Here is a 23,211-nt window from a genome sequence, read left to right as displayed (position 1 = left end):
AATTATGATTAGTATTAGAACTTTTTGTGAGTTTATCAATTAAAATAGCGCCGCTTCTTAGATTATCCAAGAAGCGGCGCTATTTTTAATTTACAAATTAACATCCATATTAAAAGTCAATTTTGAGAGTCCTAAGCCTTGCTCAAACAAATTGTTCATCAGCTTGGTTGTTCTGGACTTCATCTCCGAGACGATCAGGTAGTTTTGCTGAGTCAGGTAAGTCGTCAGTTCTTCACCGGAAAGCTGACGGGCAACTTCATCGGTTTTAGCAACGTGCTGCATGAAGATTTCCCAACTAGCCGTTAAATAATCGCGGTCATCCTGTACAAATTCAGCGTAATGCGATTCAACCAGCACCGACAGTTTGCGGTACATCCAGTAGGCACTCTCCTGGTCCGCGTGAACCGGGGTGTTAACGTAGGACGGATCAGTATCGTTGGCGTTAGCAAAGAACGGCACGTACGGACTGAACGCCGGCACGCCAAAGCAGAGCCACATCATTGCCGACTGTGCTTCGGGCACGTTGTTTCTCAGCTGCAGAACGTGTGAGTTCTGAGTCCGGTTCATGGAAATTGGCCGGAACTTCGTTTTCAGTTCTGCCGGCCCATTGCCTAACGGATCATAGTCGGTCTCGTTGTAGTGTGACCCGAGAATAAAACTAATATCGGCCACGCTGATTTTCCGGTTAGCGTGACAAATAAACGGCAGCTCTGACGAAGTTGGCGACTGCTCAACTTCAGGCATCAAGTAATGCTGGCCGTACCAGACCCGCGGTGTGTTGTAATGCCGGTCTTTTTCGGTGCTGGTGCCAAAGATATGACGGAAGTTCCAGCCGGATTGATCGGGGTTCAACCGGTGTTCAGTCACAAATTTTTGAATGCCATCGGAATACATAAAGTTATCCGGGTCGTCAAAGTCAACTGACTGAATGGCCACTTGATTGGCGGTGATCACAAACGCATCGTCTGGAATCCGCTGCGCCACCCAGTGGTGTCCCGTCACGATTTCCATATACCAGGCTTCATCTTTATCGGCAAACAAAACGCCGTTGCCTTCGGGTGAACCGTACTTTTTAACCAAGTCGCCTAGCACTTTTACACCGTTCCGGGCACTAGTGATCACCGGCAGCACCATGGTCTGCATCGTGTCTTCAGCCATACCATCCGCAACTAACGGGTCAAATGCCAGTGCGTTGGGATTGCCATAAACACTTTCAGTCGCACTCATGGCAACGTTGCGCGCGTTGATGCCGCTTTCCTCGTAAAGGCCCACTTTATCGACTTCTACGTTAGGCGTTGCCTGATAAGAAACAGCGTTTTCCGGCAGCGGTGCTTCAAAACCGTTTTGGGTAGACTGTAAAATTTTGCCCGCGTTTTCTGCTGGTTGATGCATGTAAAAACGTTGCGGTGTTAATGGCAGAAACGTATCGTCATTCCGGGCAATCATCACCGAACCATCGATTGAGGCGTTTTTACCAACTAAGACTGAAGTACAGGCTGAAAGATGTGTCATTTTATTGCTCCTTTAAATTTTATTCCTTCTTAGTATAGCGCAATTCATTTACTCACGAAACAGGACCTTCTGCACGTCCTCAAAGAAAGTGTGCCTGCTGACCTAAAGTCAAAAATTCTGATCACCAGCCAATAACTGATGATCAGAATTTTTAAAATAGTCATTGAACTCAAATTTCTTTACAGCTTTGCGGTTAACTTCACGTCAGGATACTTGTCGGTAAACCAGCGTTCCGCAAATTGATTTTCAAATAAGAATAACGGCTCGCCGGCTAAATCTTTCACCAGCAGGTTTCTGCTGGACGACATCCGTTCATCAAGCTGCTCCGGGTCGATCCAACGGGCAATCTTGTGGCCCATGGGTTCCATCACAACGTCAGAATTATATTCGTTTTTCATACGGAACTGGAATACTTCAAATTGAAGTTGACCAACGGCCCCGAGGATGTAGTCACCCGTCGAATACGAAGTATACAGCTGGATGGCACCTTCTTGAACCAGTTGCTGGATCCCTTTATGGAACGATTTTTGCTTCATCACGTTCTTAGCAGTGACCCGCACAAAGAGTTCAGGGGTAAATTGCGGCAGTTTTTCGAACTGCAGCTTTTGCTTACCGGTATAAATGGTGTCGCCGATTTGGTAGTTTCCCGTATCATAAAGGCCGATGATATCACCAGCCACCGCGGTTTCCACGTTTTCCCTGGTATCAGCCATAAACTCGGTCACGTTGGACAGCCGCATCGTTTGACCGGTTCGACCCAAAGTGACGTCCATCCCGCGCTGAAACAAGCCCGAACAGATCCGCACAAAGGCGATTCGATCACGGTGCTTAGGGTTCATGTTCGCTTGAATCTTAAACACAAATCCGGAAAACTCACTATCGGTTGGTTCCACGTCCTGGTTGCTTTCAGTTCGATGAGCAGCCGGTTGCGGCGCAAACTTCAAGTACGTTTCCAAAAAGGTTTTAACACCAAAGTTGGCTAAGGCTGAGCCAAAGAACACGGGGGTCTGATCCCCGCTGGCAATCTTGGCTTCGTCAAATTGGTTACCAGCGTCTTCGATCAGTTCCATGTTCTCCCTGGCATCTTCATACCAGGAGTTGGTTTTCAGCGGTTCAGCATCATCAATGTCGCCGTTTTCGTCTAGCGGCAAATAAGTGGTGCCGTCCTCTTTCGGGTGGAATAACGCCACCCGGTTATCAAACCGGTCATAAAGGCCCTTCAACTCTTTACCCATACCGATCGGCCAGTTCATTGGGTAGCCTTCGATACCGAGGACTTCTTCTAGTTCGGAGATCAAGTCCATGGGGTCGCGAGAATCACGGTCTAACTTATTCATGAAAGTAAAAATCGGGATCCCCCGCATTTTACAAATCTTAAACAGTTTTTTAGTTTGCGGTTCGATCCCCTTTGCGGAGTCGATGACCATGACAGCGGAGTCAACCGCCATTAAGGTCCGGTAAGTATCTTCAGAGAAGTCTTCGTGTCCAGGGGTGTCCAGGATATTGATCCGTTTCCCCTCGTAATCAAACTGCATCACGGAACTCGTAACGGAAATACCACGTTTTTGTTCAATTTCCATCCAGTCGGATTTAGCGAAGTTGCCGCTCTTCTTAGCTTTAACCGTCCCCGCTTGACGCACAACACCACCAAACAGTAACAGCTGTTCGGTAATGGTCGTCTTACCCGCATCAGGGTGAGAGATGATGGCAAACGTGCGTCGTTTTGCCACGTCTTGTGATAATGTCATAGCACTATTCCTTTCCAGAATTGACATTAACCGTTCTTTTCAATCTGATGAACGACGTAGTTCACTACTTTGAGTGAACTCAGGCCGTCATCGATGGAACAAAACCGGTTATAGAATTTCATAAACTTCGTGTCTTCACTCATATCAGGGTGTTTAAGACAATCGGCAATGCCTAAAAGCAGCTGGCTTTCACTATTGGCAATTTGTCCTGGAAGGTCTTTTTCGTAATCAAGGTAGAACCCACGCAGTTCGTCTTTATACAAATGATAATCGTATGGATAAAAGAGGATTGGCCGCTTCAAGTAAGCATAGTCGAAGAAAACGGACGAGTAATCCGTGACCAGCATATCCGATACCAAGTACAGGTCAGAAATATTCGGGTAACTTGAGAAATCGTAAACGAAGTCCGTGTAGTCACTAATATCCATGGCGTTGGCAATCAAATAGTGCATCCGCAAAATCAGGACGGTGTCCTCCCCGAACTGTTTTCTGAAATCATCCAGACTAAACGGCAGCTCGAAGGTGTACTTCCCCTTTTCAGCAAACTGATTATCACGGTACGTTGGTGCGTATAGCACCACCTTTTTGTCCAGTGGGATCCCCATTTGTTCCTTCAGTGTCTTAATGTCTTCGGGTGCCGTGTTGATCAATTCATCGTTTCGCGGATACCCGACCTTTAAGATTTGATTATTAAACCCGAAGGCTGAACGGAAGATCTGAGTGGAGTAGTCGTTAGGTGAAACCAAGGCGTCCCAACGGTTAGCTTCCTTCACGAAGTTGTCGTGATACTTCGTGGTCGTGGTGCCTGGCATGGCCACGTTTTCAATGTCCAGGCCCAGTTTCTTCAGCGGCGTACCGTGCCAAGTCTGGATATAAGTCACGTAAGACGGCTTTTTGACCCAAGCCGGGAAGCGGGCATTACTGATCCAATAAGAACTCTTCTCCAGGGTCCGGACCCATTTTGAAGTCCGACGAACCACGTAGGGAATCTGATTTTGTTTACAGAACTTCTTTAGTGAACGGTCAATTGACCAGACAAACGTAAAGCCCGGGTACAGTTCAGTAAATAAGCGGTAAATCGCGTACGGACTGTCACTGACTTGCCGGCCGCCAAAACTTTCAAACACGATCGTCGGCTGTTCATATGGCCGGTGTCCCGATTTAAAGAGCCAGCGCATTCTTTGTAAGTTAAGCTTATCTTGAATCGTCCGACCCAAGTCCACCACGCCCTGCAGTTTTTGCGGCAAAGCAGCCACCTTTTCACCCAGGGAAGGCGCTGGGAACTCTTTGATGACGATGCCATTATTGATATTTTTTTCAATTAAGACCATTCGGCTGCCCGGCAGGATGGTTTGCGTCATTTGGCCTTCTAGCGAACGTGTCAAAATGATACGCTGTTCGATTTCCCGTGTCCCGACCGTATACTGAATGTACAAGTCTTCAACGGAATCAGACGGCAGATCCGTTAGCGGAATATTTGCGGTAAACAACGTTTTCAAAGTCCCCGCTGAAGTCGGGTAAGCCAACTTGCCCCCCGATTCCTGAGTCTTTAAAATGATTTTTTGATCCTTGATAGCTTGGCCGTTGATTCGGTTATAGCCGGTAATACTCAGTGCATCATCCGTTAAGTTAACGGAGTTGATGGTAAACTGGTCTTCCGGCTGCTGCGTATGAATATTAAAGACAGCCATGCCATCAGCATCCGAATTGACCTGATAATAACTGGTCAGCGATAACTGGTGACGGTCGCTCAAATACTCAGACTCCACCTGTAAGATCACCTGTTCATCGGCGGTATTAAACGCTAAAAACAGCTGCCAGGCAAATTCGCTTTGACCAAACGCCTCAAACTGCAGTTGGTCGGGATCAATTTGAATGCGGATCAAATTGTTGTCAAAGACCCGTTGAACTGGCACCGTCACCGAAGCTAACGTGCTCGTTTCCAAAAACATCACTCTCAGATTATCAAAGGAGCCGGGAACGTCGATAAGTTCAAATTCTAATTCTTGTTTTTTCTTTTTTTGGTGTAACCCAGATAATATTGCACGCAAAACTAGCGACACTCCTTAGTAATTAAAGATCAACTGTTGCGGTAAGTACGGCGTCAATTTCGGATTGTCATTCAGATCGATAAATAAACCAGAATCAGCACCAGCCACCTTTTCCAACAAACTGGCGTAAAATGAATAAACGCTGTCAAACCGGTCATAATCTTGATAGCTGACAACTTCGTAATAGGATCGAACTTCTGAATCCTGATAAATCACGTGCTGCCCCTTATCGGTTTCTGAGACCAACTCCGTAAACGCCAACTTGGAAGTCCGACCCATGGTGTAAACGTAGCTCACGGGCTTAGTATGGCGGATAAACCGGGTCACTAGCTGACCTTGCCGGTTTAAGAGCAATGCTTGTGCCAGTTCACCTTCTTGATAGCTGATAATGCCAAACTGCTTGCCAGCTGCGTAGACGGCAGACTGCACGGGCTGATGATTGTTAAACCGCGTTTTTAACAGCGGATTTTGGTTAAGATCTTCACTGACTTCCGCGGTAATTTCGCCACCTTTAATATAGCGCACAATTGTCTGCTGCGTGTCATCAACAGCATCAAACCGGTGCGACGGTAACGCTTCAAAATCCGTTTTAAACTGTTCTTCACTGGCAACTTCAATGCCTGGCGCATCGGCCATTAAATCAGCAAGCGAAACAATATTGAGCTGCAGCAGCTGGCTTCTTTGAAACTGTGCTTCAATCAGATGACGCGCTACTTCATAATGATTAAACCGGATCATCGCCAAAATGATGGTTACTTGAACTTGATCATTCATCAACGATTTCACCTTTTGTTTAAAGGTCAGCTTCCTTAATCCAGCCAAAGACGTGACCCAAAAAATTGCTTGTTTCATGACGACATTAACCTCACTTTAAATTGCAATAAAATATCCCTAGTCGCAACTGGGGATATTTGTCGTTACATTCAACTGATTATTCTTTCCAGTCAAGGCCGGCTTTAAGACCCAAATCTTCCTTGATCTTAGTGGTTGAAATCCCCTCTGTCCGAGGTAAGTAGATGACTTGGCAGTAATCCTTCAAGAAATCAAACTTGCCCTTCCAATCGTCGCCCATCACAAAGATATCGATGTTGTTTTCCTGAACATCGTGAATCTTTTGGTCCCAATTCTTTTCGGGAATAACTTCGTCCACGTAGCGGATAGCTTCCAGAATATACTTCCGGTCTTCATATGACGTATATGCTTTTTTGCCCTTAATCGCATTGAATTCGTCTGACGATAAACAAACGGTCAGATGATCACCAAGCGCGCGTGCCCGCTTTAAGAGTCGTACATGTCCTTTATGCAATAAATCAAAGGTTCCATACGTAATTACTTTTTTCATTTAAATCTCCTGCTTAACTATGAATTTAAATCGTCTTTCCTAACTCGACTATAATATCATAAATTTTAACACAAACAAACTGCCCATCAAGTAATTATCGGCTGATTTACGGAATCATTTAGGTTTAAGATGGCGGATGCACCTTGCCCCCGTTTCGATGCTCGCTTTGCAGCCGCCAGATATGGTAGATGTTTTCGACAATGACTTTGACCACTGCGTAAAGCGGCACCCCTAAAATCATGCCCATCAAGCCAGCAATGTTACCCGCCACCATCAAGATCACAATGATCGTCAGCGGATGAATTTTGAGTGTCCGGCCGATGACGTTAGGATAAACAAAATTACCGTCAATTTGCTGAACGACCACCGTGACGATCAGAACTGAAATCACCTCCGGCAAGCCGCTGCTAATGGCCACAATGACTGCGGGCAAAACCCCAATATACGGCCCAACGTAGGGAATAATATTACACATCCCAGCAAAGATTCCCAGCAGCAACCCGTACTTCAAGCCGACCAGCGTAAACCCGATCGACGTAAACGTCATGACGAACAGGCACTCGATCACTTGTCCACCGATATAGTGCGACAGCGTCTGGCTCATTTGAGACAAAATATTCATGGTTTGATCAGCCTGTTTTTCGGGCAGCAGCCGTCGCAAAGCCGGCATTAATTTCTGGCCGTCCTTCAACATGTAAAACAGCATCACCGGGACGGTAATCGCTACGATCGTCACGCTGGTTGCCATACCGATCACCGTACCAACGCTGTTCGTTAACCCCGTCATGAAAGTCTTAGCATAGTTGGACAGGCCGTGTTCCAACTGGGACGCATAGGACTGAAAATCCACGTTTTTTAACCAGTCGTACTGACTTAAGCGGCGGTTCAAATGATTCAGCGTTCCCTGGATGATGCGAACAATGTGGGGTACGTTATCAACCAGCGTAGCCACTTGCTGGATCAACCTCGGCACCAGCCAGAATAAGCCACCGGCTAAGATACCAAACAGTGCCAAAAACAAAACTGCTACTGACCAAGTCCGGTTTAAACGGAAGCGGCCAATTCTTACTTTTTGCAGCAGTTTGACGATTGGATTGAACATGTAGTATAAAATGCCGGCCAACAGGATCGGCATGAATACCGTTCGAAAGAAGGTACCGATCGGCGCAAAGAGAAAGCCTAACTTGGTACAGACCCAAATTAATGTGGCCACCACCAGAATTTCCAGTGACCAAAACAACAGCTTTGACCGCTGCAACTGATTAAACATCCCAATGCCCCCTTCGAACGACGTGAATTGTTATCATTCTATCATATCTAAAGACACACAAAAAGCGGGGTCGGCTTGTTTGGCCAACCCCGCTTTTATTTACAACGCAACTCCATTACTTGTGACGAGAGAGCTCGAGATAGCGTGAGTACCATAAATCAACGTATTCTTTCGAAAACGGTCCCTTCCGGTTATTGATCCAATCAACCAAAATCAGGACGTTTGCTTTCAAAATCTTGTCAATTTCAGGCGGATACTGCCAACGACGACTAAACACCTCATACTCGTCAATATCCAGCAACCGTTTTTCACCGTCAGGGAAAACCTTCACGTCCAAATCATAATCTATATACTTTAATGCTTCTTTATCCAAAACATAGGGGGTTGCCAGGTTACAGTAGTAAGAAACCCCATTATCCCGAATCATCGCAACAACATTAAACCAATAGTGTTTATGAAAATAAACAATTGCCGGTTCACGAGTGACCCATCGCCGCCCATCATCTTCAATCACCAGGGTATGGTCATTGCAGCCGATGAGGGCATTTTCGCTTGTTTTAAGTACCATTGTATCGCGCCAAGTTCGATGCAAACTTCCGTCGTGCTTGTAGCTTTTGATCGTAATGAAGTCGCCTTCCTTAGGTCCTCTAGCTTCGCGCGCCATATTTAAACCCTACTTTCCAAAGTGTCGGGTATGATTAATTAAATTCGCCCCCTATTATAGCAAACCCAATTCACCAACACAATGGTTAACCCTGTTAAGACTCTTCTTCGGCCTTCTGCTCAAGCCATCGGGAAATCAAGTCGCCACTAAAACCCTTGCGGTACAAGGACTGACGAATTTTCAGCTGCCGTTCGCGCTCCGGCTTGGCATGATAACGGCGCCAAAGCTTCTCGGCTTGTGAAGATAGCAGCGCCAGTTCAGTTTCACTGTCCATTTCGAAGCTGGTCTCAGCCAGTGCTTGGCCAACCAAATCGAAGGAAAAGCCTTTTTCGACCAGCCGCTGCTGAACTTTCTGCCGCTGGATTTTGGGGGTCAGTTTTTGGTACTGGCGCTTTAACTTTTTAACCAGCTCAGAGAGGCGCTCCAGCTGTTCGTTTGGCTGATAATCCTCAGCTAACGCGTTATCAATGAGTTCATCCTTGACCCCGCGCTGCTTCAGCTGACGGCGAATCACACTAGGCCCCTTATCACTGGTCCGTTTCATGGTTCGTACATAGCTGTGTGCGTAATGTTCGTCGTCCAGCAGCTTATCGTCGATCAAGCGGGCCATTACCGGTGCAACCGTGGTTTCCGGCACCTCTTTTTTGACGAGGTAATCACTGAGTTCCTTTTCGGTACGCTGCTGATAGGACAGGTAGTTCAGTGCCAACTCATAGGCCTTAGACTGATCATCTGCTGATTCCAGCGTCTTGATCATATCCGCCGTCAGTTCAGTGCCCTTCAGCAAGCGGTAGCGAATCAAGACGTCTTCGCTGACGGGAAAAGCGTAATGTCCGTTCACGTACACGTTATAACGGCCCGCCCGCTTTTGAGCCTCGATTTTGGTAATTTCCAATTTTGTTGACGAATCCCCTGCCATGTCATTTCACACTCCCTTGCTAGTTTGATATACTGAAGGTAATTCATACTTAAGAATAGGGGCGACTTCAATGGCAACTGCACACGTTGTGTTTGCAACCATCACCGGTAATAACGAAGATATTGCCGATATTATTACTGAAAAATTAGAACAATTAGGTGTCGACGTCACGGAATCCGAAATTTCTCAAACTGACGCCGACTCTTTCGAAGACGTCGATATCTGCGTGGTTTGTCCGTACACTTACGACGAAGGCGAACTGCCTGAAGAGGGCATGGACTTCTACGATGACCTGGAAGACGTTGATTTATCCGGCAAAGTCTACGGCGTTGCCGGATCTGGTGACACCTTCTACGGCGACGACTTCTGTGTCGCGGTAGACGCCTACGGCAAAAAGCTCAAGGCTGCCGGTGCAACACAGGGTGCTGACAACGTCAAAATCAACTTGGAGCCCGAAGACGCCGACATCAAAACCTTAGATGACTTCGCCCAAAAGTTAGTCGATCAAGCTAAATAATCACTTGTTTTTACCAGAAGGCCGCTTCTTTTTTCCGTTAGAAGCCGACCTTCTTTTTGTTTGCCGTTTATGATGGGTCACCCTGGCCTGATCAACAATGTTTTGCATAATATCCAATTCTTCGATTTCACCCTGCCGCCACTCTTGGACCGTGGCGTTAATGACGCCCCCGGCTAGCAGAATAATACCGGAAATATTCATCCAAATCAGTAAAATAATGAACGTTCCAAGGGTTTGATACCCCGTAATGTTACGCGCAAAGTAACGGATATAAATCGAGAAGCCTTGCGCCAGGATCAACCAGCCGATAGTGGTTATAAAGGCGCCGATCCAGACGTAGCGCAGTTTAACTTTGGCGGAAGGAACGACCATGTATAAAAGGCCGCTGAGCAAAAAAATGACCAAAAACGAAATGGGCCACCTTAAACTGCCGATGAAATCCGTCAAATGATTCGAGATATTCAGCCACGGCTTGAGATACCTGCCTAACCACTCGCTTAAACTAAAGAGAACGCCGATCGCCATAATCGAGATAATGACTAAAATAATCAAGATAAAGGAAAAGAAACGGCTAATAATCGCGTTAGGCTGCTCAATGCCATAAGCTAAATTAATACTGCGCTGAAAGGCGGCCACGGCACGCCCTGCCGACCAGATGGTCACAATAATACCTAACGACAGGGTCCCGGTACTGCCCTGCTCCAGAAACGAACGAATAATTGGGGCAAGTGTTTGGTAGACCGGGTCCGGCAACACCGGCTCAATATACCGCAGCACGTTGTTCGTATTAAAATGTAAAAACGAAATTAAGTTTCCAGCAATCAACATGATTGGGAAGATCGACAGCAGCATATAGTATGACAGGACCGCCGCTGAATCATTGATATTGGCTTGCGCGAAGCGGCGGATAAGCTGCTTGATGAATTCTTTAAAACCTGTTTGCATGATTTAACCTCACAGTTGCTGCTGGTGGTCTTGAATTGCCTTTAAGATACGTTCTGAAGCGTGCCCGTCACCGTACGGATTCTTGGCGTCAGCCATTTGACGGTAAGCCCGCTTATCCGTCAGTAAGGTCTCCATGGCCTCTGTTACAACTTGGGGGTCAGTTCCGACTAACTTTAAGGTCCCCGCCTTGACACCCTCCGGCCGCTCTGTTTCGTCCCTTAAGACCAGCACGGGCTTGCCCAGAGATGGTGCTTCTTCCTGCACGCCGCCGGAATCAGTCATGATCAGGTAGCTGCGGGCAGCCAGATTATGAAAGTCGACGACGTCTAACGGCTCAATTAAATGAATTCGATCGGTATTACCCAGCTCAGCTTTAGCCACTTTCTGTACAGCTGGACTGAGGTGTACCGGATAAACCAGTTCAACATCGGGGTGTTCGGCAATCACTTGGCGAATCGCCCGGAAGACCCGCTTCATAGGCTCTCCCTGATTTTCCCGCCGGTGCATCGTCAGTAAGATGATCCGGTGCTGGTCGTCAATTTGGTCTAACACAGCGTGATGGTAATCTTCGTCAACCGTTTGCTGCAGCGCGTCAATGGCGGTATTACCGGTGATAAAGATCCGGTCGTCAGGATGATTTTGCTTCAGCAGGTTTTCCCGGCTCAACGACGTTGGTGCAAAGTAGTAATCGCTTAAAATATCGGTCAGCTGGCGGTTCATTTCCTCCGGATAAGGCGAGTACTTGTCCCACGTCCGTAACCCCGCTTCAACGTGGCCGAGCGGTACCTGGTGATAAAACGCACTGACACTGGCCGCGAAAGTGGTCGTGGTATCGCCGTGGACCAAAATGATGTCCGGTTTAACGTCATCAATCACGCTGTCCAGGTGAACTAAGACTCGGCTAGTGATCTGTGCCAGTGTCTGATTAGGTTTCATAATGTTGAGATCATAATCCGGTTTAATTTTAAAAATGTCTAAAACTTGGTCTAACATTTCCCGGTGTTGGGCGGTCACAACCGTAATCGGTGTAAAATGGTCTCTATCACGTTGCATTCTTAACACAATCGGTGCCATTTTAATGGCTTCTGGCCGGGTACCGAAAACTGTCATTACTTTAATTGGTTTAGTCATTTTAAATTCTCCCAAGTGATGAATTGCCGTTTTTATACAACGAAGCTTCGTGAATCAACGCCTATAATTGTACCAGAACCCTTGTTTCAGAGATACAATTCTGACCGAATTTTCACTTTTACCCCAGTGTTTAAAAATACTTAACCATTTTTAACTATTTTATCAATACTTTTTGACCTATTATAGAACTTAGCTTAAGAAGGGAAGGTTGGATATCTATGCGTACCCTTAGCCTGATCGTACCTTGTTACAACGAGGAGGAATCGATCAACATTTTTTATAATGCAGTTGCTAAAGTATTTGCTTCAATTAACGAAAAGACTGAACGCTATCAGCCGGAATACCTGTTTGTGAACGACGGCTCTGACGATAAAACATTACCAATCTTAAAAGACTTACAAAAACAACACCCTAAAACCGTGCACTACTTATCTTTTTCCCGTAACTTCGGGAAGGAATCCGCGCTCGCCTGCGGGCTGGACGCCGCCACGGGTGACTTGGTTGCCGTCATGGACGTCGATCTGCAAGACCCGCCTGAATTACTGCCCAAAATGATCGATTTAATCGAAAACGAGGGCTACGACTGTGTCGGTACGATTCAAAAAGAACGCCGCGGACAGGGTAAACTTCGGGCCTTTTTGTCCGCCCGCTTCTATAACGTGATCGACGCGGTTTCACAGGTTAGAATCGAGCCCAACGCCCGTGATTACCGGTTAATGACCCGCGAAATGGTCGATACGATTACGTCGTTACCCGAATATAACCGCTTTTCAAAGGGAATTTTTGCCTGGGTCGGGTATAAAACAACTTACCTTAAATACGAAAGTCAGCCCCGGGCAGCTGGTAAATCTCATTGGTCATTCATGCAGCTGGTGAACTACGCCATTGACGGCATTGTCGACTTTTCGGATGCCCCGCTAAAAATTGCAACCTGGATCGGCGGTCTGTCGTGTGCCGTGGCAATTCTCGGTTTTATCTTCGTTATCGTCCGCGCCTTAACCGTTGGCCACGCCGTTGCCGGTTGGGCTTCCATCGTTTCGATCATCCTCTTTTTGGGCGGGATCCAACTATTCAGCTTGGGTATTTTAGGTGAATATATTGGTAAGATCTACCTTGAAACCAAGCACCGGCCAAAATACATTGTCAAAGAAAAAAAGTAAAGTAAGGACTTTAATATGCAGACCCTATGGCACTTATTTAAAAAATATCAAGCCGTCATCAGTTACTTATTTTTTGGCGGTTTAACCACTCTGATCAATATCGGCGTTTTTGGCTGGCTAAATCTGCACATGAATTACCAGATTGCCAACGTACTGGCGTGGCTGGCCTCAGTGATTTTTGCTTTTATTACCAATAAGCTTTGGGTTTTTAACTCAAAATCCATGGCGTGGCGGACCTTCCTTTGGGAGACCCTGACGTTCTTTTTCTTCCGCTTGCTCTCGTTAGCGGTGGATCAGTTGATCATGTTCGTGGGGATCTCGCTGCTTTCTGGCAATCCGCTGATCGTCAAAATCATTGATAACGTCATCGTCGTGGTCCTCAACTATTTCTTTTCCAAGTGGATCATCTTTAAAAAATAAACTGACAAAGCAGCCGGCTTAAGTCTCTATCGATAAGGATACCAGTTAATTTCTTGACTAAAACACAACGTAAGATTTACTTTTGTTCACGACTTCTAGCCTTAACCCGCTCCATAACTCAGATTCCGGCCATTTAACACCCAAAAGCGCTCTCCCGATCAAGACCATCGGAAGAACGCTTTTGGGTGTTAAATTCTGGAATCTATCGAGTTATGTCACGGCTTTTACCACTAATGACTATGCTTCAAATCCTGTAAAAACGCCGCAATCAAGCTTAACTGGTCTGGTGTGTACCGATCAACCAGTTCTTCGTGCTGCTTATCAAGTAGTTCAGCCAGCTGATTTTGCACGGCCACTACCCTGTTGCCGAGCTTAGTCGACTGATAAACGGCCTTTCGCTGTTCTGGTGCCGATTTAGTTACGAAGCCTAACCGTGACAGTTTATTCATGGTTTTGGCAATGACCCCAAAGCTGAGGTCCATGGCTTCCACTAATTGATCCTCGGATACCGGTCCTAACAAAACGACCTGCTGCAGCAGTTTTAAACTCAGTGTCGATAACTGGGAAATAGCATACTGCAGATCCCGATTAGGAATGTGCAGCTGCAGCCACTGCCGTTCAAAATTATTATCCTGAGCCCGGGTATTCATGATATCAATCAGTGAATTTTCAATGTGGTGTTTATAAAAGTCTAATTTATCCAAAGCTGATCCCTCATTTTCTGTCACTAAAACTATACCATAACTAACGAAGCTGAGAAAGCCGTTTAGTGCTGACAGCGATTAATATCATCCTGATTTACCCAGCTAAAATAACCCCTCTTTCAATTAAAAAAGGTGCTTTAAAAAACTTGAAACCACTTTTAAAATGCCGCACAATGGTGGTAAGTTCATAATTAAATGGAAGAGAGTTGATAATATGTATAATCATATTGTTGTTCCACTTGATGGCAGTCATAATTCTAAGTTAGCGCTTTCTGAAGCGCTGAAGCTGGTTAAACAGTTTCATGCCGAACTCACGATCGTTCACGTCGCTGATGATAAGCGGCTGATTTACACGGTTACTGGGACGGGTATCGCTAATACTGGCGGCTACTACAAGGAACTAAACGAACGCGCAACTTCAATCTTAGCAGAAGGCCAAAAGATGGCTGGCGATGCTGGGGTAACTGCTAAAACAGAAATTCTTCACGGCAGTCCCAAACAAGTTATTGCCGTTGAATATCCTGAAAACCATAACGTTGATCTCATCGTGATGGGCAAATCAGGAACTGATGCCATTGACCGTCTGCTAGTGGGTTCCACCACTGCAGCTGTGGTTCGTAACGCTCTAACAAACGTGTTAGTCATTGCCGAACCAACTAACGGTTAACCTTAATCAATAACTGTCCTTTACAACGCCGTAAATCCATGAGAAAATATTCATTGTGCCTTTTGGCCCCATAGCACAACTGGATAGGGCACCCGCCTCCTAAGCGGCTGATCCCGGTTCGAGTCCGGGTGGGGTCATCATCCTAGTTCAACTTAGGCACACTTAAACGATTCAAAAAGTACCGCTATCAATCAAAACGCTGATTGATAGCGGTACTTTTTTACCCTGAATTTTTAAATCACAGCATTGAAGCCCGTGTTTTCAGTAATTCTCTGCAAAAAATCAGCTGCTAACATGGATTCCAGTAAATGACACTATTTTTTAACCTCGCTAAATGCTGACCATCAAGAACACCCCAAAAATTAAAATGACCAACCCTGTTAGCGTTGAAATGATTTGATTTTTGGGTTTTTCTTTCAGAATTACCGTTGCAACCATTGTTGCAATCACGACATTTAGCTGCGATAAAGCAAAAGCATTTACTAAGCCATTTAAACTCAATGACAACAAGTAAGTAGACGCTGCACCACCAAATACAATCCCAGAAATGATATTTTTTATTCCAAATGGATCGCTGCCTTTTATCTTGTTGTGCCCAACAAAGTAAATGACGGATGACCCAACGAGCATCCCCAAGGACTGCGGGAAAAAGCCAGCTAATCCGCTAGTATGACAATAATGTGGGAAACCAGAATATCCCCAAAAACCGATCGTTGTCACAAGTAAAATCAAATAAATCATGATGTCTTTACGCTCAATTTTTACCAAACCATCAGAAACGAAAACACCTAATAGAATGATGATCAGCGCAACTAGACCTAATAAATTATCAGATATACCAACCCATTCGCTGAATAGCCACCCGCCGATCAGTGAATTTCCAATGGTTTGAAATGCCGTCGTTACGGGCATTATTTTACTGACACCCGCTTCTTTAAAGCACCAAACTTCACCTGTCTGTCCGATACTCCAAAATAAGCCCGAAGTGAAATATAACATAAAGTCATTTACAGAAATTTGGTATTTAAAGCCTACTTGAACAATGCTTGCACATATGAATATACCGGCACTTGTTCCAAATAACTGTTGAAAGTAATTGCCGCCCATCTTTGTTAAAAAAATTGGATATAATCCCCAGCATAGAGCAGGAATTAAGCCTATTAGTATGTTCAAGAGACATCCCCTTCAATCAAAGACCAAAAAATCTTGCTCATTCACCTTAATGCCTATCAAGTAAAAATGATAGCGCTTTATATTATAAATATCATATGTAACTGGTAGAAATTATAGTATGGACGTTATGGCAGTGTCAAGGACAGTTATATTTAGATTATCGTCCACTTATCAATACGGTAACTTGTGAGGCAGTCTTTGACAATTTCCTCCTTGCAGTTCGAAACCGGTTTTAGTATGCCCCAAAATCCCGCCGCCTGAGTGCCACTCTCACTTTATCAAAAAAGCGATGTCATCATCTCCGCCGAGATTGGTGACATCACTCATGTGATTATTTTTCATGTGCTTGTTCTTCGCGTTTATGTCGCATTCCTTTACGCTTAGAATGCTTATTGTGCCCCTTCTTTTTCTTCGTGGGCTGCGGCAACGATGCTTTAACCTTGGGTTTCCGGCTTGCCGGCTGCATCGCCGTAGGATCCGCACGAACTTCACCAGCAACCTTAGCTTCCGGTTGGTAGGTTTGGTCCGCATCAATGGGCTGCTGGCCAGGCAGTTGAGGCCGCCTAGTGCTTAACTGATGGTCTTGATAATAAATGGGCACTAAGTCGTAATTAGTATCTTTCAGCAACCGTTTCAAGTCCCTTAAATCATGGTCATCGCCAAAGTTGACCACTTGCCCCGGTTCACCCATTCGACCCGTTCGGCCAACCCGGTGGGTATAGCTGATGGCACTTTCGGGGAGGTCAAAGTTGACCACTGCGGGCAGCTTCGCAATATCCAGTCCACGGGCTGCAACGTCAGTCGATAACAGTAACTTAACCCGGCCTAACCGAAAGTCGGTTAGGGCCTTTTCTCTTTCCGTTTGCCGCTGGTTGGCGGATAACGTGGCTACCGGCACGTGGTGGTGTGCAAGCCAGCTCTTAGTCTGCTGCAGAGGCCCCACGTGGTTGAAGAACACCAAAGCTTTAAACTGCTTGACGGAAGTTAGCTTACCCAGCATTCCCGCCTTCTTCAAGTTGGAAACTTCTAAGAGCCCGTGGCGAACGTCACCTTGCGTGTGATCAATATCGCGGACATCCACGCGGGTAACGGGTGTACCAAACCACTTTTGCAGTTCGGTCAGAATCGGCGTTTCCGTCGCAGAGAAGAACCCGAGCTGCACTTCAGAAGGAACGCTTTGCAATATTGTGCGCACCGTGTCAAAAGTTTCGCCTTCAAGCAGATCATCCGCTTCATCGACGATCACCGTCTGAACATCGTGGGTCTTAAGCTTGCGGTCCTCGATCAAATTCAAAATCCGGCCGGGCGTCCCGATCACGATCTCGGGATGTTTTTTCAACTGTTCCAGCTGCCGCTTGACGTTAGCACCGCCGGTAATCGAAGTCACCTTCATGTCGACTAGGGTCGCAAAACTGCGTGTCACGTGGGTCAGCTGCATTGCTAATTCCTGTGACGGTGCGATGATAATGGCTTGGATGCCCTGTCCCGCTGCCAGTCGTTCTAGTACCGGCACTACAAAGCCCAGCGTCTTGCCAGAACCAGTCGGCGCCAGTCCCAGCACGCTGTCACCGTTCTTCAGCGGCTCATAGACCGCCGCCTGAATCGGCGATAATTCATCGAAGCCTAATTTTTCGAAGCGATTTTTAAATTGTGGAATCATAATAGGATCCCCTCATTTCTCGTTAGTTGTCACGTTCATCGTAAAAAACAATCTTACCAGACTGACGCAAATTAAACAGCATTTTATTGACTTGAACACTTAAATTCAACCAGCGCAGATAGTCCGTTTGATTTTGAATGTTGCCCGGTTCGTTGAGAACCCGCGCAAAATCGCGAACTTCCGGCAACATGACGTTTTCAGTCACGGGTTGGCTGAGCTTTGTCTTTTGACCTTCTGAATCAAAGTAGTTTACTTCGGCCAGTTCACCCGCATCGTCGATTTCAATGGTATCTTTCAAGCCGTATATCTCAGATGACATATAAGAATTGGTCGTTTTACCGAAGTTCAACGTCACGTTAAACTCACCGTATTGAAGAATGGCGACCCCTTTACCATCAACTCCCGTTTGGATAAATTCTGGGAAATAATTGAATTCATCAGGCATCCCAAACAGCGCAATGGCGTCGTATAGCGGATAAACGCCTAAATCCTGCAACGCACCACCAGCAAATTTCAGTGAGAAAACGTTGGGTTCCTGACCTTGAAGCACTTGATCATAACGTGAACTGTACTTCATATAAGTAAAATTAGCTCCCTGAACCACCGGCATCTGCTTAAGCTGTTTTTCAATAGCATGAAAGTTAGGCGTGTGAATGTTGCGGGCTGCTTCAAAATAATGCAGCTCCGGATGCTGCTTAAGCAACTCTTGAATGCGTTCCATCTGACCCTGGTTTTCAAAGGCCGGCTTTTCAACAATTATATTTTTACCTGCTTGAATGGCTTTTTGAGCCTGTTCAAAGTGCAAGCTGTTCGGTGACGCAATGTAGACCGTAGCAAACTGACCCTTGCTAAAGAAGGTGTCAAGGTCGGTGTAGGTTTGCGCACCACCGTTTTTCTGGCTGAACTTCGCGGCAGTATCCTGGTGTCTTGAATAGACTCCGGTCAGCTGGTACAATCCGGAAGTTTGGGCAGCCTCCACGAATTGCTGAGTAATCCAGTTAGTCCCGATAATCCCAAAGTTTATCATTAAAAACGCCTCTCTTTCTGCTTTTAACTCTATGATAGCAGTTCCGGCCCCAAATGATAATTAGAACTCCGTTTTATTTTTAAAATTAAGTTAAAGACTAAGGATTTAACTTATAGACATGTTAAAATTAGGACAAAATAAATTTGAGGAGGCCACAATATGAGTGCAAAAGACTTTTTTCAAACAAGCCGAACAAAATTGCAAAAATTGATGCGGTCTTCTCAACGGTTATCAAAGCATTCAACCAACGATGCTGACTACTCCCCGATGATCTTCATCGGCTCGTGGAAGCTGCGTCATTCTGAAACCGACCGGACCCATTCGCTGGTGATCGGCCCCGACCTTACGATCAATATCGACCACCACACGATTCCGTGCAAGGTCGTTTCGTTGACGGCCGATACACTGGTGTTACTGGATCACTACGGGTATCACATCACCATTACCGCAAACGACAACACCCCCGTTAAGTTGTTCGATGAAGCTGATGACGTCATTTATTACATCATTTCAAATACTAACCGGTAAACAAAAGCAGCCCCATCAATAGCTATCTCACGTAGATGACTATTGATGAGGCTGTTGTTAATTTTACGGCAAATAATCTTACTGCGTGATCCACGAACGCCACTGGCGCTTTGAACCGTTAAATACGACAGCACCTACCGTCTGGGACTGCCCGTTTAATTTAATCGTCGCGTTTGCATTGTAGCCAATAAAGGCAAACCGTTGATTCTGATGACTTAGATTGGCGGTTTGTACCCAAGTACGGTAACGCCCTAAAGATGACCGATCCAGCGATTGCCAGATTGACGGCGTACACCAAATGATCAGACGCTTATCATAGTGCTGCCGCAGCAGCGACATGAACTGCTGCAGTCGTTTTTGCGGCGCTGCCTGTCTGAGATAACGCGCGTCATAATCGCCATACGTGGTCACCTGAACCGCAATCGGCAGCTGACCGTGACGTTGGCCCACTTCTTCTTCGAAGTTTTTTAGCTGCGCTTGAGGAGAAGTCGTGTAACTGTAGACGTGATAAACACCAATGGCTAAGTGGCTACCCTGTGAACGGTCATAACTGCTTTGGAATTGATCATCCGTATAGGTGGCTCCCGAAGTCGCCCGCAAATAGGCAAATTGAACCCCCTTCTGGGCCAGCTGCTGAAAGTCGACAAACCCGTTTGACTGGCTCAGCGCAACCCCTTTGACCGGATAATGGCTCAGCTGCTGATCCCGGTAGTGCCGGTAGCCAAACCAGCCGCCAAAAATAACCGCCAAAATCAACAAAATTGAAAAGAAGCGCAATCGTCGAGAACGGTTACGCAGCTGTTTGTAAGTATTCGTATAAATAGGTTCAATCCGTCGTCGTTTCACACCTGCTCATCCCTTGTCCCTAGTTCACACTCATTTTAACATGCTTTTTAAGAACCGCTGACTTAATCAGCAGCCGCTTAAGTTCTGGTTTGGTCAATTGCTTCCTTAACGCGGTTCATAACGGCTTCTGTCTTGTTGGACAGTTTAACGGCCACGATGGTAAATAAACTGTCGATCATGGCTAATTGCGCTATCAGCGTATACATACTGTCAGAGGTTGTCGACATCTGATCAGCCAGCGACAGCAACACCATATCCGCTCGCTGCGCCAATGATGAACGCCCAAAACTCGTAATGGCGATCACCGGCACGTGGTTGTTGTGCAGCTGTTTTAAAACGGTCAGTGTCTGCTGATTTTCTCCAGAATGCGAAATCATGATGGCACAGTCATTTTCGTCCATTTTAGCGGCTTGCATCAGCTGCACGTCAAAGTCCGGGTAGTACTCACTGTTAATGGAAGTTCTTAAAAACTTATGGTAGCCGTCTAACGCTGCCACTGAGGAACCCCCCAACCCAAAGAAAGCCAGTTGGCGGCACTTTAAAATGTGGTTTGACATTTTTTCTAATTCATCATTATGCAGCAGTGACTGCGTTGAAATCAGTGCATCGATCATGGCCTGAAAAGTTTTTTCGGCCATTTCTTTGGGTGTATCATCGGGCTTTACTTTTTTAAACATACTGCTGCGATTAACCCCTGATGGCACGTTGGCTAGATCCAAGCTGAATTCACGAAAACTGGAATAGCCCACAGCCTTGGCAAAACGGGAAATCGAAGCGGTTGAAACACCAACTTTTTCAGCCAATTCATTGATGGTGAGCTCACCTGCCATTTGCGGCTGCGCAAAAATATAATCCGCAATTTTTTGGTGCAGCTTGCTTAGATTGGGATAATAGGACCTGATACTGCTAATTGCTGATTGTGCCAAATTGAAGCCCCCCTACGTTAAAACTGCTTAACCTTAATTATACTCTATCGTCGAAATAACGCCATTTAACCCTAATATGTTTTAATTTTTTACCCATTGGTGATTCAAAATAGGCAGCTACCCAGAATCCAGGATTGCCACGGGGTTGTCTATAGCGTGTATACCGAATATTCTAAACATTGCTTACAAGTTTGTAAATAATTTTCTTATAAATGCTTGAATTATGAAATATCTTTTCATATAATAATTAGGTCACAGGGCTAAAAGCTGCTTTTAAAATGTGATTTCTTGTAAACGCTTTAAAAGTCCTTTACACTCACAATATAAGTTCCAATCACAAGTTTTAGATCAGAAAGGGAGTCGTTGAAAATGGACTATATGATCGGTATTGATATCGGAACGACAAGTGTCAAAACGGTGTTGTTCGACAATGTCGGTAAGGTACAGGGCTACTCCAATAATTTGTATCCGCTTTATCAAGACGTTCCTGATATGGCAGAAGAAGATCCGGACGAAATCTTCTCTTCAATCGTCGATGGTCTGACGACCGTTTTACGTAAGGCCAACTTAAGTGCCGGCGAATTAAAGGGCGTCTCCTTCTCGGCTGCCATGCACAGTCTGATCCTCCTGGATGAAAACCATAAGCCCCTGACTCGGGCAATCACTTGGGCCGATAATCGGGCCGTTAAGTACGCCGATCAACTCCGTGAAAACGGGATCGGTAAGCAGATTTACGAGAAAACGGGTACCCCGATCCACCCGATGACGCCGTTAACAAAGTTGATTTGGCTGCGTAACGACCACCAGGATTTATTTAATCAAGCCCGTTGGTTTGTCGGCATCAAAGAATACGTCATTTATAAACTCTTTGGCGTTTTGAAAGAGGACTATTCCATTGCTAACGCTACCGGGATGTTTAACATCTTTAAGATGGACTGGGATGATCAGGCTCTCGAACTAGCTGGTGTCGACCGGGACCAACTGCCAGAACTAGTGGATACCACGGATACGGTCTCCGGCATGAACCCCGACTACGCTAAGGTGATTGGGATCGACCCAGACACCCCGTTTGTCATGGGTGCATCCGATGGTCCGCTGGCTAACCTTGGGGTTAACGCAATCGATCCCAGCGTCGTGGCGGTTACCATTGGGACTTCGGGCGCCGTGCGGGTCGTTACCGACAAGCCTAAAATCGATCCTAAGGGCCGGGTCTTTTGCTACTACCTGGCACCCAATAAGTGGGTCGTCGGCGGTCCCGTCAACAACGGCGGGATCGTCTTCCGCTGGGTCAGAGATCAGCTGTTCGCACCGGAAAAGCTGACCGCGGAGCAGATGAAGATCGACAGCTACGACCTGCTCACCGAAATCGCATCTAAGATACCGGCTGGCTCTGACGGGCTGATCTTCCACCCGTTCCTTGGCGGCGAACGTGCCCCAATCTGGGATGCCAACGCCCGCGGTTCGTTCTTTGGCTTGACCCGTAACCATACCCGCGCTCACATGGTCCGCGCAGCCCTGGAAGGCATCGTCTATAACCTCTATACGGTCCTGATCGCACTGGAAGAAGTCGTTGGTAAACCAACCAGTATTCAAGCAACCGGCGGCTTTGCCCGTTCCGCGCTGTGGCGTCAAATGTTAGCCGACATCTTTGAACAAGACGTTACAATCCCTGAAAGTGTTGAGGGTACGGCCTTGGGGGCTGCCGTCCTAGGCATGTACAGCCTAGGCCTGATCGATGATCTCAGCGAAGTCAAGAACTTCGTCGGGGTTACCAACGTTCATCACCCTAATCCAGAAACTTACGAAGCCTACCGGGCACTTGTACCAATCTACATCCGCTTGAGCCGGCAGTTACAAACTGAATACAAGGCAATTGCTGACTTTCAACGCAGTCAGGATGCTAAGAAAAAAGCGTCCAATCACGATCTTTAATTCATTATGGGTATCATCTTTTAAACATAAAAAGGATTTCAGTTGTTCATCACTGAGAAACGCCTTGAA

General features: G+C 46.2%; 22 protein-coding genes and 1 tRNA gene. 7 read left to right on the top strand and 16 right to left on the bottom strand.

What is annotated here, in order from left to right; translation table 11 throughout:
• Positions 1-90: 90 nt before the first annotated feature.
• From CES81_RS02570 to recX, 8 genes are all read right to left on the bottom strand, one after another.
• Complete coding sequence (locus tag CES81_RS02570) at positions 91-1,512, bottom strand: C69 family dipeptidase (RefSeq protein WP_089120549.1); 1,422 nt, start codon at positions 1,510-1,512, stop codon at positions 91-93.
• A 179-nt stretch (positions 1,513-1,691) separates the two neighbouring features.
• Entirely contained in the window at positions 1,692-3,260 is a 1,569-nt protein-coding gene (locus tag CES81_RS02565) for a peptide chain release factor 3 (RefSeq protein WP_089120548.1), read from the bottom strand.
• A gap of 26 nt (positions 3,261-3,286) precedes the next feature.
• Positions 3,287-5,311 carry a CDP-glycerol glycerophosphotransferase family protein gene (locus CES81_RS02560; protein ID WP_089120547.1) on the bottom strand — a complete coding sequence of 675 codons (2,025 nt, stop codon included), beginning with the start codon at positions 5,309-5,311 and terminating at the stop codon, positions 3,287-3,289.
• Between the two features lie 15 nt (positions 5,312-5,326).
• The gene (locus tag CES81_RS02555; protein ID WP_089120546.1) at positions 5,327-6,163 is read right to left on the bottom strand and encodes a hypothetical protein; all 837 of its coding nucleotides are present in this window, start codon (positions 6,161-6,163) and stop codon (positions 5,327-5,329) included.
• A gap of 79 nt (positions 6,164-6,242) precedes the next feature.
• Complete coding sequence (tagD, locus tag CES81_RS02550) at positions 6,243-6,653, bottom strand: glycerol-3-phosphate cytidylyltransferase (RefSeq protein ID WP_089088742.1); 411 nt, start codon at positions 6,651-6,653, stop codon at positions 6,243-6,245.
• Positions 6,654-6,777: 124 nt separating this feature from the next.
• Positions 6,778-7,923 carry an AI-2E family transporter gene (locus CES81_RS02545; RefSeq protein ID WP_089088743.1) on the bottom strand — a complete coding sequence of 382 codons (1,146 nt, stop codon included), beginning with the start codon at positions 7,921-7,923 and terminating at the stop codon, positions 6,778-6,780.
• A 115-nt stretch (positions 7,924-8,038) separates the two neighbouring features.
• Positions 8,039-8,587: a nucleoside tri-diphosphate phosphatase gene (ntdP, locus tag CES81_RS02540; protein WP_089088744.1), complete on the bottom strand. Its 549-nt coding sequence runs from the start codon at positions 8,585-8,587 to the stop codon at positions 8,039-8,041.
• Between the two features lie 94 nt (positions 8,588-8,681).
• Positions 8,682-9,506, bottom strand: a complete 825-nt coding sequence (recX, locus tag CES81_RS02535) for a recombination regulator RecX (protein WP_089120545.1) — start codon at positions 9,504-9,506, stop codon at positions 8,682-8,684.
• 70 nt (positions 9,507-9,576) lie between these two features.
• Here recX and CES81_RS02530 point away from each other — a divergent pair, with 70 nt between their 5' ends.
• Positions 9,577-10,023, top strand: a complete 447-nt coding sequence (locus tag CES81_RS02530) for a flavodoxin (protein ID WP_089120544.1) — start codon at positions 9,577-9,579, stop codon at positions 10,021-10,023.
• Here CES81_RS02530 and CES81_RS02525 read toward each other — a convergent pair whose 3' ends face one another.
• Both CES81_RS02525 and wecB read right to left on the bottom strand, forming a co-directional pair.
• Complete coding sequence (locus CES81_RS02525; RefSeq protein ID WP_089120543.1) at positions 10,024-10,968, bottom strand: YihY/virulence factor BrkB family protein; 945 nt, start codon at positions 10,966-10,968, stop codon at positions 10,024-10,026.
• Positions 10,969-10,977: 9 nt separating this feature from the next.
• Positions 10,978-12,099 carry a non-hydrolyzing UDP-N-acetylglucosamine 2-epimerase gene (wecB, locus tag CES81_RS02520; RefSeq protein ID WP_089120542.1) on the bottom strand — a complete coding sequence of 374 codons (1,122 nt, stop codon included), beginning with the start codon at positions 12,097-12,099 and terminating at the stop codon, positions 10,978-10,980.
• A 218-nt stretch (positions 12,100-12,317) separates the two neighbouring features.
• Here wecB and CES81_RS02515 point away from each other — a divergent pair, with 218 nt between their 5' ends.
• The gene (locus CES81_RS02515) at positions 12,318-13,259 is read left to right on the top strand and encodes a glycosyltransferase family 2 protein (protein ID WP_089120541.1); all 942 of its coding nucleotides are present in this window, start codon (positions 12,318-12,320) and stop codon (positions 13,257-13,259) included.
• 15 nt (positions 13,260-13,274) lie between these two features.
• Positions 13,275-13,679 carry a GtrA family protein gene (locus CES81_RS02510; protein ID WP_089088750.1) on the top strand — a complete coding sequence of 135 codons (405 nt, stop codon included), beginning with the start codon at positions 13,275-13,277 and terminating at the stop codon, positions 13,677-13,679.
• Between the two features lie 230 nt (positions 13,680-13,909).
• Here CES81_RS02510 and CES81_RS02505 read toward each other — a convergent pair whose 3' ends face one another.
• A complete protein-coding gene (locus tag CES81_RS02505) occupies positions 13,910-14,383 on the bottom strand; it encodes a hypothetical protein (protein WP_089088751.1) in 474 nt (157 codons plus the stop codon).
• Between the two features lie 214 nt (positions 14,384-14,597).
• On the opposite strand from CES81_RS02505, the gene CES81_RS02500 reads away from it, so the two are divergent.
• Positions 14,598-15,050, top strand: a complete 453-nt coding sequence (locus CES81_RS02500; RefSeq protein WP_089088752.1) for a universal stress protein — start codon at positions 14,598-14,600, stop codon at positions 15,048-15,050.
• A gap of 64 nt (positions 15,051-15,114) precedes the next feature.
• A tRNA-Arg gene (locus tag CES81_RS02495) sits at positions 15,115-15,187 on the top strand.
• 193 nt (positions 15,188-15,380) lie between these two features.
• Here CES81_RS02495 and CES81_RS02490 read toward each other — a convergent pair.
• The 3 genes from CES81_RS02490 to CES81_RS02480 form a co-directional block, all read right to left on the bottom strand.
• Entirely contained in the window at positions 15,381-16,223 is an 843-nt protein-coding gene (locus CES81_RS02490; RefSeq protein ID WP_089120540.1) for a GRP family sugar transporter, read from the bottom strand.
• Between the two features lie 331 nt (positions 16,224-16,554).
• Positions 16,555-17,883, bottom strand: a complete 1,329-nt coding sequence (locus CES81_RS02485; protein ID WP_089120539.1) for a DEAD/DEAH box helicase — start codon at positions 17,881-17,883, stop codon at positions 16,555-16,557.
• 22 nt (positions 17,884-17,905) lie between these two features.
• Entirely contained in the window at positions 17,906-18,910 is a 1,005-nt protein-coding gene (locus CES81_RS02480; RefSeq protein ID WP_089120538.1) for a Gfo/Idh/MocA family protein, read from the bottom strand.
• Between the two features lie 159 nt (positions 18,911-19,069).
• Here CES81_RS02480 and CES81_RS02475 point away from each other — a divergent pair, with 159 nt between their 5' ends.
• A complete protein-coding gene (locus CES81_RS02475) occupies positions 19,070-19,438 on the top strand; it encodes a DUF4828 domain-containing protein (protein ID WP_089088756.1) in 369 nt (122 codons plus the stop codon).
• 78 nt (positions 19,439-19,516) lie between these two features.
• Here CES81_RS02475 and CES81_RS02470 read toward each other — a convergent pair whose 3' ends face one another.
• Together CES81_RS02470 and CES81_RS02465 are read right to left on the bottom strand one after the other, a co-directional pair.
• Complete coding sequence (locus CES81_RS02470; protein ID WP_089120537.1) at positions 19,517-20,284, bottom strand: GH25 family lysozyme; 768 nt, start codon at positions 20,282-20,284, stop codon at positions 19,517-19,519.
• A 77-nt stretch (positions 20,285-20,361) separates the two neighbouring features.
• Complete coding sequence (locus tag CES81_RS02465) at positions 20,362-21,210, bottom strand: MurR/RpiR family transcriptional regulator (protein ID WP_225356326.1); 849 nt, start codon at positions 21,208-21,210, stop codon at positions 20,362-20,364.
• A 369-nt stretch (positions 21,211-21,579) separates the two neighbouring features.
• Between CES81_RS02465 and gntK the strand changes: the two genes are divergently transcribed.
• Positions 21,580-23,142: a gluconokinase gene (gene gntK / locus CES81_RS02460; RefSeq protein ID WP_089120536.1), complete on the top strand. Its 1,563-nt coding sequence runs from the start codon at positions 21,580-21,582 to the stop codon at positions 23,140-23,142.
• Positions 23,143-23,211 lie beyond the last annotated feature (69 nt).

Origin of the sequence: Secundilactobacillus pentosiphilus, assembly GCF_002217985.1 — a bacterium.
GTDB classification, from domain to species: domain Bacteria; phylum Bacillota; class Bacilli; order Lactobacillales; family Lactobacillaceae; genus Secundilactobacillus; species Secundilactobacillus pentosiphilus.
This window is presented reverse-complemented; position numbering and strand designations above follow the sequence as displayed.